The organism is Prevotella denticola (assembly GCF_900454835.1).
Lineage (GTDB): Bacteria > Bacteroidota > Bacteroidia > Bacteroidales > Bacteroidaceae > Prevotella > Prevotella denticola.
The window spans coordinates 481,901-499,154 of the sequence record NZ_UGTM01000001.1 but is presented as its reverse complement, the minus strand read 5'-3'; the positions used below and the strand labels follow the sequence as shown (position 1 = coordinate 499,154).

Sequence of the window (17,254 nt, the reverse complement as noted above, 5' to 3'; positions counted from 1 at the left end):
TTATTATTGAGGTTTCTCTAAATAAAACAGAAATCGGTGCTGACAGCCCGTTTTAGGACATTACACATACTAACATTAAAGGGAAGACAAACGACGGAAGATTATTATAATACAAACAGAGAAGCGTGGAATGCAAGAACAAAAATTCATTTGCGTTCTTCATTTTACGACTTGGACAAGTTCAAAAGAGAGGTAAAGTCTGTTCCCAACTTGGATTTGTCGCTATTAGGAGATGTCCAGGGAAAGTCTATTCTGCATCTTCAATGCCATTTCGGCATGGATACGCTGTCTTTATCAAAGATGGGGGCTAATGTCGTGGGAGTGGATTTCTCGGAAGAGGCCATACAAACGGCAAAGTCGTTGAACGAGGAATTAGGACTGAATGCACAATTCTGCTGCTGCAACATCTACGATGCACCTGCCGTGCTGCAGGGGCAAGAGTTTGACATTGTATATACATCTTACGGCGTTGTCAATTGGCTGCCCGACTTAACCCAATGGGGGTATGTGATTTCGCAAATGCTGAAAGACGGTGGTAAGTTCGTTATTGTGGAATTTCACCCCATATTATGGATGTTCAATGAAGATTTTTCTCAAGTCCAATATGCTTATTCACGCAAAGAACCTTATATTATGGAAGAAGCCACCTATACTGATTCAGAAAAAGATAATTGTCAAAAGACCGTTACATGGAATCATGGGCTGGCTGTAGTGTTGAATGGCCTACTCAGTAACAACTTGCAGATACAGTCCTTTGGAGAGTATGATTACTCGCCTTTCAACCTATTCGGAAATATGACAGCAGGAAAGAATGGAACATTCAAAATAGCAGGAAAGGGCGGAGAGATACCGATGCTGTTTTCTGTTGTTGCCGTGAAGAATCCGCAAAGACATGGTAATATGTAGTCAGTTCGTAGTAATTGCTATTTCTACTTTCTGACTACAACGCCCAACCTTTCCCTTTCACTATATTCCCCTTATTTTATAGTAATGTAGTAAGATAATATCTGTGAAAGGGGAAAGTGTGTCAATTGATACTGCCACTTCCGTCCGTCTATGCAGTCAAGACGGCATGAAAACTGTCTGTCTATGAGAGATTCCCACGGATTCTTACAGAAAGAGACCTCTACAAAGCTCTCATATGAGACATTATAGCGAATAGTGAGATGTAGTTCACCATAATCAATTGTACTGTTTGAGAAAAATGGGATTTTGCAGAGGTCTCTGAATGGTCTCTCGCTTATTCTTTTGTAATCTCCTTCCTCGCTTCTGTCCAGGCAACGATTCCACCCAGAAGATTGGTGACAGCAAAGCCTCTCTTGGCAAGAAGCGAGGCGGCAAGTGCAGAACGCTTCCCCGAACGGCAATAGACAGCGCAGGGGCGTTCCTTGTCGAGCCGGGATAAGGCGGCTGTCAGAAAGGCAGAATCCTTCACGTTGATATTTACGGCTCCGACAATATGGCCTTCTGCATACTCTTTCGGGGTACGGACATCCACCAGCTGGACAGAATCGGACCTGACAAACTGTTCAAAATGATTGACATCCACATTCTCAAAGATATTCTGGGCTGTTGTGCCAAGACTGAATCCCAAAGCTGCCAAGATGGCTGTAAGCGTCTTTCTCATATTTCTTTAATCAATATTACACACTTTATTTAATAATTTATAGAACAAAAAAAGAGAGTTGAAAAATCAACTCTCCTCACTTGTTGGGATACCCGGATTCGAACCAGGAATGACAGGACCAGAATCTGTAGTGTTACCATTACACCATATCCCAATAGACTTGCAAATCATCTCTGAATTGCGAGTGCAAAGTTAGTGCTTTTTCTTGAAACGCCAAAACTTCTACTGACTTTTTTCACAAAAACTGCAAAAATATAGTCTGAATGGATGCCGCAGACCCGGGAAAGCCCATCTGCCGACCCAGCCGGTCAGAACGAACTGCAAAATAAAAACAAATTTATTTTGTGCTTCATCTGTTTTACGTTACCTTTGCAATTCCTATATTATCATGTAACTTGATGGAAGGAACAAGGAAATTCATTATCATGCGACTTAAAGCAAGGAACTGGAATTTTATGATTATAATGTAACTTAATGGAAGAAACAAAGAATTTAGTAGCACTGATAACAAAAGGCATTCAAGATAAAAAAGGTCGTGGCATAGTTATTGCAGACCTGTCGGGGATCGACGGTACCATCTGCCGCTATTTCGTTATCTGCCAAGGTAACTCCACACAACAGGTAGAAGCCATTGCAGAATCAGTGAGCGATTATGTCCGCGAGACTATCGGCGAGAAACCTGTCAACTGTGCGGGACTCGGCAACAACCAGTGGGTGGCAATTGACTATGTGGATGTCATCGTCCACATCTTCCTCCCGGAGACACGCTCGTTCTACGACATAGAACACCTCTGGGAAGATGCCAAACTGACCAGCCTGCCGGATGCGGATTGACGCAGTTACCTGGTAATCGACCTTTTCATATCACAAAACCAGACATCAAAATGGACAAACCAATTCCAAACAACAAGCCGAATATGCCCAAGTTCAACATGAACTGGCTCTACATATTCGTAATCATTGCCCTGACAGTGATGTTTTTCGCCGGAGGAAACGGGCTGATAGCTTCAAGTGCCGGCGTAGAAAGAGACTACACCACCTTCAAGCAATACATTGCCAAAGGGTACGGCACGAAAGTGGTTGTCAACAGAAGTGACAACACCCTCCGTATGTACGTCAGTCCTGACCATATCCGCGACATCTTCAGACAAGGGACGCAGGAAGTGGGAAAAGCTCCTTACGTGACCGTCGAGATCGGATCGGTCGACAAGGTGGAGACTTTCCTCGACCAGGCGGTACAGCAGAAGAAAATCGCCAGCTACAGTTACGAGAACAAATCCGGCAGCACCCTCCTCGACATATTCGGTTCTATCGCACCATGGATACTCTTCTTCGGTATCTGGTATTTCCTCATGCGCCGCATGGGCGGAGGGGCCGGAGGGGGCGGAGGCGTCTTCAGCGTGGGCAAATCCAAGGCCAAGCTCTATGAAAAAGCCAACGAGATGGGTATTACCTTCAAGGATGTCGCTGGGCAGACAGGTGCCAAGCAGGAAGTACAGGAGATTGTCGAGTTCCTGAAGAACCCGAAGAAATATACCGACCTCGGCGGCAAAATCCCCAAGGGAGCACTGCTCATCGGGCCTCCGGGAACAGGCAAGACCCTTCTTGCAAAGGCTGTCGCAGGCGAAGCAGGCGTACCCTTCTTCTCCATGAGCGGTTCTGATTTCGTCGAAATGTTCGTCGGTGTCGGCGCAAGCCGCGTACGCGACGTGTTCCGTCAGGCCAAAGAGAAGTCTCCTTGTATCATCTTTATCGACGAGATTGATGCCGTCGGCCGCGCCCGTTCGAAGAATCCGGCCATGGGCGGAAACGACGAGCGTGAGAACACCCTCAACGCCCTTCTGACCGAAATGGACGGCTTCGGGACCAACTCGGGGGTCATCGTTCTTGCAGCGACCAACCGTGTCGACATGCTCGACAAGGCACTTCTACGCGCTGGACGTTTCGACCGGCAGATACATGTGGACTTGCCCGACCTCACAGAACGCAAGGCGATTTTCCTCGTTCATATGCGGCCTCTGAAACTGGAGAAGAATCTCGACATCGACCTTCTTGCACGCCAGACTCCCGGCTTCTCGGGTGCCGACATTGCCAATGTCTGCAATGAAGCCGCCCTCATCGCAGCACGTCACAACAGCAAGGACGTGTCAAAACAGGACTTCCTCGATGCTGTCGACCGTATCGTAGGCGGTCTGGAGAAGAAGACGAAGGTGATGACCGCCGAGGAAAAACGTACCATCGCCATCCACGAGGCTGGTCACGCCACCATCAGCTGGTTCTGCGAACACGCTGACCCATTGGTAAAGGTGAGCATCGTCCCACGTGGCCAGGCACTCGGTGCGGCATGGTATCTGCCGGAGGAACGACCCATCACGACCAAGGAACAGATGCTGGACGAGATGTGCTCACTGCTTGGAGGACGTGCAGCAGAAGAACTCTTCACAGGCCATATCTCAACAGGTGCCATGAACGACCTCGAGCGTGCGACAAAGAGTGCCTATGGCATGATAGCCTATGCGGGCATGGGCGACAAGCTGCCGAACATCTGCTATTACAACAATGATGAGTACAGCTTCCAGAAACCTTACTCCGATACGACAGCCAAGACGATCGACGAGGAAGTCCTGAAGATGATCAACGGACAGTATGAACGTGCAAAACAGATTCTGACCGATCACAAGGAAGGGCACAATCAGCTGGCACAGCTCCTCGTAGACCGTGAAGTCATCATGGCCGAAGACGTTGAGAAAATCTTCGGCAAACGTCCCTGGGTCAGCCGCACACAAGAGCTGCTGGAGCAGGAAGAAAAGTCGCAGCCCCAGCTTGAGGACATGCCAGAGGAGGTAAAGAAAGCCCAGGCGGAGCACGAAGCACGTATCGCACGTGAAGGGAGCGACAAAGCCAGTGATCTATAAATTAATATACAGTTATGAGCGATAAACAGAAAAACTTGATTGTCAGGGCCATTACAGGAATCATCTTCGTCGCCGTCATGGTCCTGGGCATCCTCCATCCTTACAGTCTGATTGTCCTTTTCGCATTCATCACGGGAGCTGCCTTGTGGGAATACACAGGGCTGGTAAATAACATCAAAGGCGTGAAGGTCAACCGTTTCATCTCCACCATCGCAGGTGTCTATTTCTTCCTGTCGACGGCAGGGTTGCGGCTGGCTCCTGGAGAGGGTTTCATCGTCTTCATCCCCTATGTACTGACAATTATGTACCTGTTCGTTGCAGAACTGTATCTGAAAAATGAGAATCCCGTCAACAGCTGGGCATACACCATGCTGGGACAGCTGTATATCGCCCTGCCTTTTTCCCTGATCAATATCCTGGCTTTCCAGCAGAATGAAGCGGGACAGACAACCTTCGACTTCCTGCTTCCGCTAAGTGTATTCATCTTCCTATGGACAAACGACACGGGGGCTTACGTCAGCGGTTCGCTCTTCGGCAGACACAAGCTCTTCCCGCGTATCAGTCCGGGAAAGAGCTGGGAAGGGAGCATCGGGGGCGGTATCCTCGTACTGGTCGTGGCAGGCTTCATCGGCTATTTTGCCAATATGGGTGCTACCCCCCATATACTGGACATTCCGGCATGGACAGGCCTGGGGCTGGTCGTCGTAATCTTCGGTACATGGGGCGACCTCGTCGAGAGTCTCTTCAAACGCACACTCGGCATTAAGGACAGCGGTAAGATTCTGCCGGGACACGGCGGAATGCTCGACCGTTTCGACTCGTCACTCATGGCGATACCGGCGGCCGTGGTGTACCTCTATACATTGACACTTATACAGGGCTGACCCCTACTCCATCAGCCAAAAGACATACCAAATATTCTATCAAGCAAGGACAGAAGTCCCCATAAAGGCAGGCTGGGAAGCCTGCCTTTGTTGTTTATAACACGTCCTTGCCCATGGAAAACACATATCTGCCTTTGCTTTTACAATTTTATTTTCTAACTTTGCAGCATCATCAGCAAAGACTGCATAAATTCTCAAGAAGTCCATACACTGATATTATCCAACATCCAAAACAATGAAGAAGCTCGTCTATCTTGCAGCGGCACTTGTCATGCCTTGGACTGCAGCAGCACAGAACAGTCACAGCAGACTAACCCTGACACCACGTATCGGCATGACAGTCTCCGACTTCGCCTGTTGTCCCATCCACGACCAGTACGGTCCCAAAGCCGGCTTCATCGCCGGCGCAGATCTCGAATACAGCCTCAGCCGGACCTTTTCCCTCTCTGCAGGACTCTTCTACAGCATGCAGGGAGCCAAGGAAAACGCAGTCATGCTGACGACCTTCACCCAGACTCCAGACCAAGAAACAATTTATACCGGTCCTACCGGAAGCACCCTGCGTATCGTCACGGGCAAGAATGCACACATTGATTTCGACCGGGACACCAGCCCGGGCTACTTCTATCTCACCAGTCCCAGAATCTATCTCAGTTACATCAGCGTACCTGTAACCGTACAGGCTCATGTGTGGAAAGGACTGGCCTTAAGGCTCGGAGTACAATGGGACCACCTGGCAAGTGCTCACATGAAAGCGAAACAGGAAACGAAAATCAATGGGACTGTCAGGTTCGGCGATTATGACCAGAACATAAAAAAAGAGTTCCACAAAGATGCCGTTGCCATTCCCATAGGAGTTTCCTATAGCTACAAGAACATAGAGCTGGATGCCCGTTATCTGTGGGGAGTCACGAAGATTGCCGACACGAACGATCTCAATGACAAAGAAGTGATGAACAGTACCTTTGCCATAACCTTGGGCTACAGGTTCCACCTATAGCACCACCCTTTTCAAAAACAGATCCGTCTCAATGTCCTCTTTCTCAAAGATATGCCGTCAAGACTCCTCTTCCCGGCCCGATGCAAGCGGAACACCGGAGGGAAGAAGCCTGCTTGAACGCTTCAACAGATACAATGCCCTCATCTTCGACGGACGGCTTCCTGTCCCCCGGCTGAGATGGTCGCGTGCCAGAACCCGTCTGGGACAGATGGCATGCAAACGGAAGACAAGCCTGGGGCGCACAAAATACTACGACTACACCATTTCCGTCTCAACTTATTATGAACTCACGGAAGAGCAGACAGACGATGTGCTCATCCATGAGATGATTCACTATTCCATTGCCTACACGGGACTGAAAGACACCTCTCCGCATGGTGTCATCTTCCGCAGCATGATGGAAAAGGTCAACCGGCGTTTTGGAAGACACATCACCGTCTCCGTCAACACACGCAATCTGCAGGCACGTGAGCAACAACAGCACAAGGACTATCTGGTACTGGCATTGGAGATGAAAGAAGGCGCCTGTTATCTCTCTTCCGTCAATCCGTCAGCTGCCGGAAAGCTGGCAGGTTCTCTGGCACGGACACATGGAATAGCCCATTACGCCTGGTACTGCTCAAAGGATGATTTTTTCCGCAATATGCCACGTGTACGTACACTGCGTGGCAGGCGGGTTTCCCCAGAGATTTACAAGACCCTGACAGACAAGATGACCTTGCTGAAATAAAAAAAAGAGGGATAAGAATCCGAAAGGTCTTTACAAACCGTTTCCTTTCAAATACGTAGACAAAGGTCTGAAGTCCCACCTTTTCTGTCCGAGTAAATGGTCTCCGGAAACCAGACTGACCATAGGATGCAGGAGTCCCGACACCCGGCAGAAACCTCACCATCCCTTACCTCCATTGCAGGCAAGGCTTACTTGCATCGCAACCAAGCCTTACCTGCGCTTCAATCAGGCGTTACTTGCAGTGCAAGTAGGCCTCTTTTACCACCCTGTATGTAAACAGCTGAAAATCAATCAACTTCAGAATAGATTTCATCCATACAAAGACGACACACGAAATCTGAATCAACACATTTCTTCTGCTATGGAAAATCCCGAAGCCCGGCTGCTTTATGCGGACATCCGAAGTACAACGAAGTCCTCTTTCCGTCTTTGGAAGAAAGGAAAAGTATGCTGAAAAAAAACTTACAGAAAAACAACATGAAAAAGAACTGATATACCGAGAATACCTGTATCATCCCCCTGCAACACGGACAGGCATATCTTCTTCCGATCCGTTGCAAGGGGCAGCTGCATTTTCCTAAGCGTTTTCCTCCATCAAAGCTTCCACCGTATTCCTTACCCGCCGGTCAGTTGTCAGCATGACTATATCTTCGTCAGCCCCCTTAGCACCCATATAGACAGAAGGATTGGTATGGATCATCCGGCTTGGAAAAGGTTCGCGGGCCGAGAAATGAAAGGCACGGACAGCTGTTTCCCGGTAAATACGTGCGATATTCTGTTCGTTCACACCACAGCCAGCCATGATCTTCACACGCCCTCCGGACAGCGTGTTAAGCCGCCGGAGCAGTCCAATTCCCTTTTCCGCAGTAGCTTGCTGTCCGGAAGTGAGTATTCGGCTGAACCCCAGCGCACCAATCTCTTCCAAGGCCTTTCCGGGATTCCGGCAACGGTCGAAAGCACGGTGGAAAGTAGCGCTCATCCCTTTTGCGTGCGCCATCAGAAACGCATTGGCGGCCCTGTCGATGTCGCCTTCAGCCGTCAGGCAGCCGAAGACGACACCATCCACGCCCAGCTCACGGCAAAGGTCGATGTCCGTTGCCATTCGCCGCAGCTCCTGATCCGTATAGAGAAAATCGCCTCCACGGTTCCGAATGATGACGTGCAGCCGTGCCTTCGTCAGCACTTCTCTTGCCATCTTTATCTCGCCGTACGAGGGGGTGGTGCCGCCCTCGGGGATGCCCATGCAGAGTTCCACACGGTCTGCCCCACCCCGCTGTGCCGCCAGACAGCTTTCCACACTGTTGGCACAGACTTCTATCTCAAAATCACTTCGCTTCATGTGCATCGATGTTTGGGGAAATGGTTATCTCACAGCTTGCTGCTTGTCTTCACAAGCTGTTCACCCAGTCCTATCGTATAGCCCTGTGACAGGAAGACGATCCGGTTGAAGGTGTCGGCGATGATGAATATCGGCAGCTGATCGGCATTGTGCAGTTTCATCTCCCTGGCAATCTCCTTTTGGATGCTGCCGTCCTTGTCTATACCGAAGATGGTCTTTCCCGGCAGATTCGGGAACTCGCCCTTCTGCGCCTGGAACTTCCGTGCCTCCGCCTCGTCCTTGAAGAGCAGCACGAACGGGCGGCCCCACTTGTCCAGCTTGTCCTTCATCTTCTCGATGTCGTGCAGGGCATGGTTGGTCGGTTCCTGTCCCACGCCCAGAATGCCCAGGACATAGTAGCCGCGTCCGGTCTGGCTCAGTATCGACACATTCTGACCGTTTTTATCGAACAGGTCCTCACTATTGAAACTACCGATGACTTTCACACCTTCGCTCTCCTGCCGGATGTCGAGCGGCAGTGTCGTCGTCTTTCCCGGTTCTATACGGAAGAAACGGCTGTGTGCAAGGACACTTCCGTCTGCCATGCGCTGTCCGGTGACGAGGAGGTAAGTTCCTTCATCAAGCGTTGATCCGTTCCTGAAAGTATTCGACCATGTCGCGCCGCCTCCCATATCCAGCTGTCCTTCGTCGAAGGTCATCAGCCAGGTGCGCCCGTTGACGATCTTGCTGATGGTGAAGTGGCTGTAATACTTCGGATCATCGAGGAAGCCGTCAGGCCTGAAGTTGAGTACCAGCCTGCCTGTCTTGGCTGTCTGCTGCGCCTCAGACTCAAAGTCCACGTCTACCCATTTCCCTCCCTGACGGTACTGTATCTTCGCTGTCACGGCATCCATGCGTGCCTCTATGTCCAGACTGCGTGCCACGTCCACGAAGAAGATGTCACGGCTGCGCCAGTCGGTGATACGGCTTTTCCATACGCTTATCGGTGTCTGCGGAATCCGCATTGCCTGCCCGTCGGGATTCATGCGGATGTTCTTCCTGATCCATTCCACCAGCAGGGCAGGGTTCTTTCTGAAGCGTGCCGAATCTTTGGCAAAGACCTTCTCAAAGAACCTCTTGTAGGGGGCAAGAATCATCTCACTCTCTACGCGCGGACACAGCTGGCTGCTTCGGGCATTCATGTTATCCTCCAGAATGTCCACCGGCATATCCCGCAGGTCCTTGTCGCTCAGTGTGGAGAGCAGCCGGAGGGCACGTTCCTGTCTGCCGGCATATTTCTCTACGAAAGCCTTGATGGTCTTCCAGTTTCCACGTGCCTTTATTATATAAGGTGTAGCTGCCGGGTAACGGTAGTTCTTCATTGTCTCTTCGGTCGGGAACGTGGCGATATAAGCATGGCGGACGGAGTCCTCATAAGCCAGCCGGCGTGCATTCTCTTCGCGCTGTGCCTTGGTCACGGAAGGGAGAGTAGCGTTCTGGGCAGGCGGGACGATGTCCATATCCGTCTCCTTGGGAATGTTCTTCTCGTTATAGAGAAGCCTGATGGTGATGGACTTGTCTTTCCCGAAGGAGGCCTTGGCATATCCGAACTGGTTGTCCTTGGATGCCCAGACTATCATGTCGCCCTTGCCAGCGGAGAGGAAGGTCTCCCCCTTTCTGTCCGTGTATTTCGATGCGGCCGTGTAAAACTCGGCATAATTGTAGATCTTGAAGTCGACTCGGGCATCATCGACAGGCTTTCCTTCCCTGTCCACTATCTTGAAATCAATCCTTGCCGTACTGCCGTAGTTGTCGATAAGATTGATTTCCGTGAAGTTGCTGGTGCGCAGCATCACTTCCTCCGGGCCTTCATAGTCGCCAAACGCACGGGTGTGCATGAGCATGGCACGGGAGGCCGGCTCGTTGAACCAGGCAAGATTGAGGACTGCCTCGGGTTCGCAGGCACCGATGAAGTACCATTTCCCGTCTGCCCAGGCTTCCACCCAGGCATGGTTGTCATCGGTATGTGCCCAACGGGGGGTATAGACCTGCCGGGCAGGAATGCCGATGGAACGGAGGGCGGCCACGGTGAACGTGCTCTCCTCTCCGCAGCGTCCTCGGCCGGTCCGTATAGACTGCAGGGGCGAGGATGTGCGTGCATCGGAAGGCTCATAGGTGACACGTTCGTGGCACCAGTGGTTCACTTCGAGTATGGCATCCTTCATGGACAGGCCCTTCACCCGCCCGCTCAGTTCACGATAGAAGACGGCCCGCGAGCTGTCAAGCGGTTCGTTGTTCACACGCATGGGCAAGACAAAGTGCCTGAAGAGCAGTTCGGGTACGGTCTTGCCCCAAGTCATCGTCGTCCTTGTACGCAGGGCTGTACGCACATTGTTCAGGTGATAAGCCGTAGGATAGTCCGTGGCATCGGCTATGGGCATATAGGCATACAGGAAATGTAGTGCCTCTTCCTCTTCGGGAGAGACACGTAGGCCGTGCGTGTCATAGAACTTCATGCCGATCAGTTTCATCTTGGCATGGAACGCATTTTCAACTTTCTGCCTGAAGGCGGTGTTAGTGATGAAATGCTGTGCATAGGCGGTGAAGCTGACAGTTGCAAGCAGCAGGCTCAGCAGGATTCTCTTCATAGATTTGTTTTTAGTTTTTAAGACTTTCAACAGTCAACAATATTCGTCTGCAATATTCGTAAAAAAAAACAAGATATGCAAATGTTTTCCATAGAAAATTATACGATGGACCAGGCAGAGAGATGTACGCAACGGAAAGAACCTTATAATCGGTATTTACAAGAAGCAGATGCAGTACGTAGAACCGTACCCGTATCAGACACATGGCGAATACCACACAATGATTACTGCCGGGGGGCTGATTGTCACACACCGTCTCTTCCCTTCCTTTTGGGGAAAGGACGGAGGAGTTCCCCCGGGCTGATGAATCGCCAAGACTCACCAGAGAAAACTCAATTTCACTAAAAGTAAGTATTGTGCAATACGATTTATTCTTTTAACTTTGCAGCCGTGAAATCGTAAAAGATTGGAAAGACAAGACAGACTCCATCTACAACCCTTGTGGACTTAGTCTTGAACCTGAGTAAAACATACGGACCTGTCTTCCCTCTCCTGCAACAACAGGAGAGAAAGAGGGCTTGTCCGAAAGCAAAGAAATGCAAGCTGAATAAGCAGACAGAAGATGCAATCTGAGCACATGAGCAAAAATATAATCCGAGAAACAGATGTAATCTGAGTACGTAGAAGAAGCTATCTGAATACGTGAAAGATGTAATCTGAGTACATAAATAAAAGTATCATCTGAGTATATGAACAAATCGAATTTGAACTATGAAAGGCGGCGTGGCAGACACGTCTTCTCCGCCCTCCTCTTCTGTTCCCTGTTCCTCTTCTCGCCACCCTTTGCCCCATCGCTGTCGGCACATGGGAAGGAACTTGCCGGCGGAGAGGACAAGGATGCCAAATCATCCGTTACCTTCCGGGTCGTCGCCGAACAGTCACAGGATCCGCTCATCGGTGCCGTCGTACATTGTGAGGGGGTTGCGAATCCTTCTGTCACCGACATCGACGGCCGCTGCGTCGTCAATTTCCGGCGTACCACAGAGCGGGTAAAAGTCACGGTCTCCTATATCGGTTACAAGACGATGACGAAAGTCGTTGTCATACCAGCCGACCGCACCGTGACATTGCAGCTGAAAGACGACTCCAAGCTGCTGGACAACGTGACCGTCACAGCACAGAAACGTCATACAAGCGTGTTGCAGCAGTCGTCGGCCATCAGTCAGGAAGCACTGGAGAAAGGTGGGGCTACCTCCCTGGCGAAACTGCTTGAGACCGTCCCCGGCGTGAGTTCCATCAGTACGGGAAACACAATTGCAAAACCGGTTATACAGGGAATGCACAGCAGCCGTATTCTCTTGATGAACAATGGTGTGCGTCTGGAGAGCCAGAGCTGGGGTGCCGATCATGCGCCCGAGCTCGACTATACGGGGTCGAGCATGGTGGAAGTGGTGAAGGGAGCAGAGTGCATCCGTTACGGTTTCGGTGCCATGGGCGGTGTCGTTCTGCTGAACGATGCCCCATTGCCTTACGACAACAAGAAGGTAAAGGTCAGCGGAAACGTCAACATGGGCTACGACACCAATGCACGCGGCTTCAGCGGGTCGGGCAGCGTAGAGACCGGCTACAGAAAGTTCGGTCTGCGACTGCACGGAATGTACACCAAGGGCGGCGACTACCATACGGCCGACTACGTGCTGAACAACACCGGCTACAACACCGTCAGCCTGTCGGCTCTTGCCGGCTATCAGGGCAGGAAACTGACGGCGACCCTCTTCACGAGTATCTATTACCAGCGCAGCGGCATCTATTATGCCAGTAAGATATCCGACCTGTCACAGCTGATCAAACGCTTTGAATACGGCCGGCCTGACCCGGAGACGGTCAAGCCCTTCTCCTACGAGATCAAGCCTCCTTTCCAGCAGTCGCAGCACGTGACGTTGAAAGGGGAGCTGAAATGGAACATCAGCCAGAACCATCAGCTCGACTTCACGCTGTCGTTCCAGGAGAACCTGCGCCAGGAGTTCGAGAACAGGAAGAAGGCGCAGTGGAGCTGGATTCCGGTGCAGGACCTGATGCTGAAGACCTACAAGTTCGATGTGCTCTGGCACGCGAAGTGGAAACTGTGGAAGATGACGACGGATGCCGGGCTCTCCAACACCTACCAGACCAACTTCAACTATCCCGGCACCAAGCAGCCGGCTTTCGTGCCCAACTTCGCTGCCCTTTCCATGGGCGGATACTTCCTGCACAAGGCGGAATTCGGCAGGCTGCAGTGTGCGCTGGGTATGCGCTACGACTTCCGGGTACTGTCCGTGAACGGCTACAGCAGCCTGAGCAATTACACTTACTATGATGACTTCAAGCTCTACAGCAACTTCACGATGAGTTTCGCCACGCATTACCAGTTCAGTGACAAGTGGGACGCACGTGCCAATATCGGCTGGTCATGGCGGCCGCCCGACATCAACGAACTTTACGCCATCGGCCTGCAGGACGGTTCCTACTGGGTGGTAGGCAACAAGAACCTTGCCAGTGAACGCGGCTACAAGCTCGTACTGGGTACGAAATACCGCAACACATGGTTCTCCATAGAACCGAGTTTCTTCTTCCAGCGCATCAACAGCTACATTTACGACCACATCGGAACCGGCAAGGACCGCTTCCACAACCACCCCAGCGGCAAATATCCGAAGTTCATCTACGACCAGGACGACGTGAAACTCTATGGCGGTGACATCGAGGCGACGGTAAAGCCCGTCCAGGGACTCACCTTCGTGGGCAAGGGCGAATGGATGTTCGCACGCAACATCACCCACAACGACTGGCTGCCCTTCATGCCCTCCGACCGTTACGGACTCTCCGCCACCTACGACCTGCCGCTGACGAAGGACCACAAGTACCGTTCGTCGCTCTCGCTGTCGGGCATCTACGTCACGAAACAGACACGCTTCGACCCGGACAAAGACCTCGTCCCCGACTCGCCGCCGGCTTACTTCCTGCTGAACGGCACGGCGGAGTTCCGCATCGGACTGCCGCAGAAGCGGGAGCTGAAGTTCATGGTCGTCGGAGAGAACATCCTCAACGCACTCTACAAGGAGTACACCGACCGCTTCAGGTACTACGCCCACGAACGTGGGGCGAACTTCTCCTTACGAACATTGTTTAAGTTCTAAATAACAGAAAAAATATGAAACAGCATAAAAACATACGGCTTCTGTCGGCCGTCATGGCTGCAGGACTGCTCTTCGCAGGCTGCTCCAACGACCAGGTAGACGACTTCTTCAAGAAGATTGTACAGGCTCCTCCTTCGTCCATCGAACGTGACGTGAAGGGACACGAACAGATCTATGCCGTGCATGCCATCCTGAGAATGGGTTACAAAGGCGGCATGATCGGCGTAGGACCTGACGGCAATGACTCGGTACAGGCCTACAACACCTATCATCTTGTCAGCAGTGCCACGTCCATCCCTGTCATGCAGGAGATTGACATAGCCAAGGATGACGACGGACAGATGACCATCACGACCGAGCGCGACTGCTTCGACGTGATTGCCTCAGACGACATCTATTACGGACTGGAACTGAAGTATTACGACCAGAACGGCATGCTGATCAACCACCAGTTCTCCGGTTATCCTTTCACAAAGGACAAGGAGGGCATCAACATCCCCGACGAAGACAATGCGACACTCCTGGTTCACCAGCATTTCTTCGGCATCGGCAACGCATCGCTGAACAAGGAGGTGGCAGACAGCACTTCTGCCGGACACGGACAACAGGTGCGCGGCCTGCAGATGGCCTACCCGCGCTCCCTGTCGGCACAGCCTACTTATTATGACCGCTATACCTTCCGTGCGAAAGACGGCAATCCGGAACCGGCAACCAAGTTCTCCACCTCGAACATCTATGCCCCTGACGGCTTCGTACTGGGGAAAAACCAGGTACCGTTTGATGCCGACCTGGCCTGGAAAGCCATTGAGGTGTCTGGGAAACCGGAAGCTCTGCAGCCTTACACAGTCGGCGGAAAGACCTACCGCCTCTTCAAGACAATCGACCCGATGGAGCTGAACAAGATCACCCCGGAGATTTTCACCTACGAATACCGGGACACCGACCCTGTGGAAGAGGAACTGGGCAAGCTCTTCACCGAGGCCTACAACGACGACTTCACCGACCCCGATACCGAAGCGCCGCGCCAGCGGTACGGCCACACGGTAGGCTTCCTTCGCCAGAAGCGCAGCCTCGACGTAGGCTCGGACATGGACCGTCTCGGCTTCAAGGGCATGATGCAGTTCCACCGGTCGGACATCGCTTTCCAGCTGCAGGTGCGCATCTGCCATATCATGAACAAGGGGCAGCAGCACGCAGGAGAGTCGGAGAAGCCGGCGAAATACTGCAATACGAACAACAGCGAGCACGGATTCCTGTGGGACTTCAACCAGCTGCAGCCGGGATGGGACAGCTTCGACATTGACTATCCGCTCTCTGTCCGTGTGATAGCGAACACGAAAGACGGAGAAGACAAGTGCTTTGAAGACGTAAAGCGGTTCTATCCGGCAGCCGACAAGGCACAGCTGTGGCGTATGCTTACGCAGCCCCGCGACTTCTTCATACAGTACAGACAGAACGTAGTATTGATGTAAAAAAAGATTGGGAAGATGAACAAGCTATTCAAGAATATTCTTTTGCTGTCGGCTGCCGCCCTGCTCTTCACGGCGTGCGACGACTTCGTTTTCGGCAACGTACACGTCGATTACAATGAGAACCCGCTGGGCGCAAAGGGTGTCGCCCGCAGCGGAGCCGACCGCTACGTGGACAGCCTGTCGAAAGTGAAGGTGTCCGGCGACATGGCGAACCCCGACCCCGACGGCGCCTTCAACGGATGGGCAACCTGCCTGGCGATGTTCAAGGAGGGACATTCGCACGGCGATGCCCTGATGCACGGCAACTTTGTCTATCAGAACGCTCCCTGGAAACAGGAAGAGTTCGTCATCGTACACAACAACACCGGCAAATGGCCGACGGTGGATGTGCAGCGGAAGAGTACGGTGACCTATCTGGAACAAGCCGACGGGAAGACGGGACCTGACTACATCCGCATCATCGGCGGCAAGCTGAAACGATGGGGACTCTGCCTGTACTTCTTCAACAAGGAGGGCAGACTGATGAACGATGACATCCTGAACCACTCGGATGAATACCAGATATTCTTCACCGTGAGCGAGGTGGACGACAAGGGGAATCCCTACGAGGTGATGGACTGCCGCGGGACGTGGAAACCGAACAGGGACAAGTTCGGCGACTGGAAGAAAGGCGGAACGGTCGACACGACCCCTGTTCCGTCACCGTACTTCGCCAACTCGAAGACGTGGAAGGAAAGGGCCGACCTGACTCCCAAGATCTTCGAGTACACCTATCGTGACACATGGATCCAGGATGCCATGGCCGACGGCGCACGCGAACTGTTCAACCAGCGGCTGCTCCCGCCGCTGACACGCGAGGATGCCGACTGGGCCGTCGCACCTTACGACCAGGACCGTGTCGGGCTGAAGGGGCACTTCAACTTCGACATCGAGGCCGACGAGAACGATGCCCTCCATCAGGAATGGCCGTTGGAAATCACACGTCGTACGGATCCTGCTACGGGCGAGGCGGGCCGTTACACACGTCCGTCCTATCTCCTGCCTAAGTTCTATCTCTCCGTGCGGGTGATGAAATGCCCGAAAGGGAAGAAGGCACTGATACCGAAAGAGGAGTATCTGAACCGCCACTCCACCTACGTCTTCCGCAGTCCGTTCATCTGTTCGGAATTCTACAACCCGGACGAGCCGAAGGAGTACGGGGCCGACTCGGAATGGAAGGAGCTGTTCCGGTTCAACATCCCCATCAAGGTGTTCTGCAGCAGTTTCGACACGGATCCTACGACCATCGACCCCAACGACCCGCTCTACTTCTACTTAGGACACGAAATCGGTCTGTCGCCGCTCGACGCATTGGAGGCTGCACAGAATGTCCAGACGCACGGAATCGGCGGCGGATCAGGCTTCGGCAACTGGTTCCTGTAGACAGGATGCAGGTTCCCGACCGGTCGGGAACATCTGTACCGGGCATCGGGAACAGCATTCCCAGGCACTGGGAACAGCATTCCCTGACGGTCGGGAACAAAATAAAACGTATAATCATCAAA

Annotated in this window: 12 protein-coding genes and 1 tRNA gene; 9 read left to right on the top strand and 4 right to left on the bottom strand. The window is 52.1% G+C overall.

Annotation, left to right across the window (positions count from 1 at the left end; all coding sequences use genetic code 11):
* Nucleotides 1–36: 36 nt before the first annotated feature.
* Nucleotides 37–906, top strand: a complete 870-nt coding sequence (locus tag DYH27_RS02045) for a class I SAM-dependent methyltransferase (protein WP_004352031.1) — start codon at nucleotides 37–39, stop codon at nucleotides 904–906.
* Between the two features lie 334 nt (nucleotides 907–1,240).
* Here DYH27_RS02045 and DYH27_RS02040 read toward each other — a convergent pair whose 3' ends face one another.
* Together DYH27_RS02040 and DYH27_RS02035 are read right to left on the bottom strand one after the other, a co-directional pair.
* Nucleotides 1,241–1,627, bottom strand: a complete 387-nt coding sequence (locus tag DYH27_RS02040; RefSeq protein ID WP_004351908.1) for a rhodanese-like domain-containing protein — start codon at nucleotides 1,625–1,627, stop codon at nucleotides 1,241–1,243.
* A gap of 83 nt (nucleotides 1,628–1,710) precedes the next feature.
* Nucleotides 1,711–1,781: transfer RNA gene (locus tag DYH27_RS02035), tRNA-Gln, on the bottom strand.
* Nucleotides 1,782–2,101: 320 nt separating this feature from the next.
* On the opposite strand from DYH27_RS02035, the gene rsfS reads away from it, so the two are divergent.
* The 5 genes from rsfS (at nucleotide 2,102) to DYH27_RS02010 (ending at nucleotide 7,156) form a co-directional block, all read left to right on the top strand.
* Complete coding sequence (gene rsfS, locus DYH27_RS02030; RefSeq protein ID WP_004352049.1) at nucleotides 2,102–2,461, top strand: ribosome silencing factor; 360 nt, start codon at nucleotides 2,102–2,104, stop codon at nucleotides 2,459–2,461.
* Nucleotides 2,462–2,511: 50 nt separating this feature from the next.
* The gene (ftsH, locus tag DYH27_RS02025) at nucleotides 2,512–4,542 is read left to right on the top strand and encodes an ATP-dependent zinc metalloprotease FtsH (RefSeq protein WP_029216470.1); all 2,031 of its coding nucleotides are present in this window, start codon (nucleotides 2,512–2,514) and stop codon (nucleotides 4,540–4,542) included.
* Between the two features lie 14 nt (nucleotides 4,543–4,556).
* Nucleotides 4,557–5,426 (top strand): phosphatidate cytidylyltransferase, encoded by an 870-nt coding sequence (locus DYH27_RS02020; protein ID WP_029216471.1) that lies wholly within the window; start codon nucleotides 4,557–4,559, stop codon nucleotides 5,424–5,426.
* A 235-nt stretch (nucleotides 5,427–5,661) separates the two neighbouring features.
* Nucleotides 5,662–6,426 carry a porin family protein gene (locus DYH27_RS02015; protein ID WP_025068049.1) on the top strand — a complete coding sequence of 255 codons (765 nt, stop codon included), beginning with the start codon at nucleotides 5,662–5,664 and terminating at the stop codon, nucleotides 6,424–6,426.
* A 31-nt stretch (nucleotides 6,427–6,457) separates the two neighbouring features.
* On the top strand, nucleotides 6,458–7,156 hold the full coding sequence (locus DYH27_RS02010) for a SprT-like domain-containing protein (protein ID WP_013671600.1): 699 nt from the start codon (nucleotides 6,458–6,460) through the stop codon (nucleotides 7,154–7,156).
* A 577-nt stretch (nucleotides 7,157–7,733) separates the two neighbouring features.
* Here the strand turns inward: DYH27_RS02010 and DYH27_RS02005 are convergent.
* Both DYH27_RS02005 and DYH27_RS02000 read right to left on the bottom strand, forming a co-directional pair.
* Nucleotides 7,734–8,495 carry a copper homeostasis protein CutC gene (locus tag DYH27_RS02005; RefSeq protein WP_025068048.1) on the bottom strand — a complete coding sequence of 254 codons (762 nt, stop codon included), beginning with the start codon at nucleotides 8,493–8,495 and terminating at the stop codon, nucleotides 7,734–7,736.
* Nucleotides 8,496–8,524: 29 nt separating this feature from the next.
* Nucleotides 8,525–11,122, bottom strand: coding sequence for a transglutaminase-like domain-containing protein (locus DYH27_RS02000; RefSeq protein ID WP_029216472.1), 2,598 nt, complete (start codon nucleotides 11,120–11,122; stop codon nucleotides 8,525–8,527).
* Between the two features lie 689 nt (nucleotides 11,123–11,811).
* On the opposite strand from DYH27_RS02000, the gene DYH27_RS01995 reads away from it, so the two are divergent.
* The 3 genes from DYH27_RS01995 to DYH27_RS01985 are packed head-to-tail and all read left to right on the top strand — an operon-like array spanning nucleotide 11,812 to nucleotide 17,132.
* Nucleotides 11,812–14,238: a TonB-dependent receptor gene (locus DYH27_RS01995; protein WP_025068047.1), complete on the top strand. Its 2,427-nt coding sequence runs from the start codon at nucleotides 11,812–11,814 to the stop codon at nucleotides 14,236–14,238.
* Between the two features lie 14 nt (nucleotides 14,239–14,252).
* The gene (locus DYH27_RS01990) at nucleotides 14,253–15,710 is read left to right on the top strand and encodes a hypothetical protein (RefSeq protein ID WP_004351922.1); all 1,458 of its coding nucleotides are present in this window, start codon (nucleotides 14,253–14,255) and stop codon (nucleotides 15,708–15,710) included.
* 15 nt (nucleotides 15,711–15,725) lie between these two features.
* On the top strand, nucleotides 15,726–17,132 hold the full coding sequence (locus DYH27_RS01985) for a hypothetical protein (protein WP_004351915.1): 1,407 nt from the start codon (nucleotides 15,726–15,728) through the stop codon (nucleotides 17,130–17,132).
* The last annotated feature ends 122 nt before the right edge of the window (nucleotides 17,133–17,254 follow it).

Coding starts and splice junctions, on each gene's coding strand:
- DYH27_RS02000 (WP_029216472.1), bottom strand. CDS start 11,122: ATGAAGAGAATCCTGCTGAGCCTGCTGCTTGCAACTGTCAGCTTCACC.
- DYH27_RS01985 (WP_004351915.1), top strand. CDS start 15,726: ATGAACAAGCTATTCAAGAATATTCTTTTGCTGTCGGCTGCCGCCCTG.
- DYH27_RS02005 (WP_025068048.1), bottom strand. CDS start 8,495: ATGAAGCGAAGTGATTTTGAGATAGAAGTCTGTGCCAACAGTGTGGAA.
- rsfS (WP_004352049.1), top strand. CDS start 2,102: ATGGAAGAAACAAAGAATTTAGTAGCACTGATAACAAAAGGCATTCAA.
- DYH27_RS01995 (WP_025068047.1), top strand. CDS start 11,812: ATGAACAAATCGAATTTGAACTATGAAAGGCGGCGTGGCAGACACGTC.
- DYH27_RS02020 (WP_029216471.1), top strand. CDS start 4,557: ATGAGCGATAAACAGAAAAACTTGATTGTCAGGGCCATTACAGGAATC.
- DYH27_RS02010 (WP_013671600.1), top strand. CDS start 6,458: ATGTCCTCTTTCTCAAAGATATGCCGTCAAGACTCCTCTTCCCGGCCC.
- DYH27_RS01990 (WP_004351922.1), top strand. CDS start 14,253: ATGAAACAGCATAAAAACATACGGCTTCTGTCGGCCGTCATGGCTGCA.
- DYH27_RS02040 (WP_004351908.1), bottom strand. CDS start 1,627: ATGAGAAAGACGCTTACAGCCATCTTGGCAGCTTTGGGATTCAGTCTT.
- DYH27_RS02015 (WP_025068049.1), top strand. CDS start 5,662: ATGAAGAAGCTCGTCTATCTTGCAGCGGCACTTGTCATGCCTTGGACT.
- ftsH (WP_029216470.1), top strand. CDS start 2,512: ATGGACAAACCAATTCCAAACAACAAGCCGAATATGCCCAAGTTCAAC.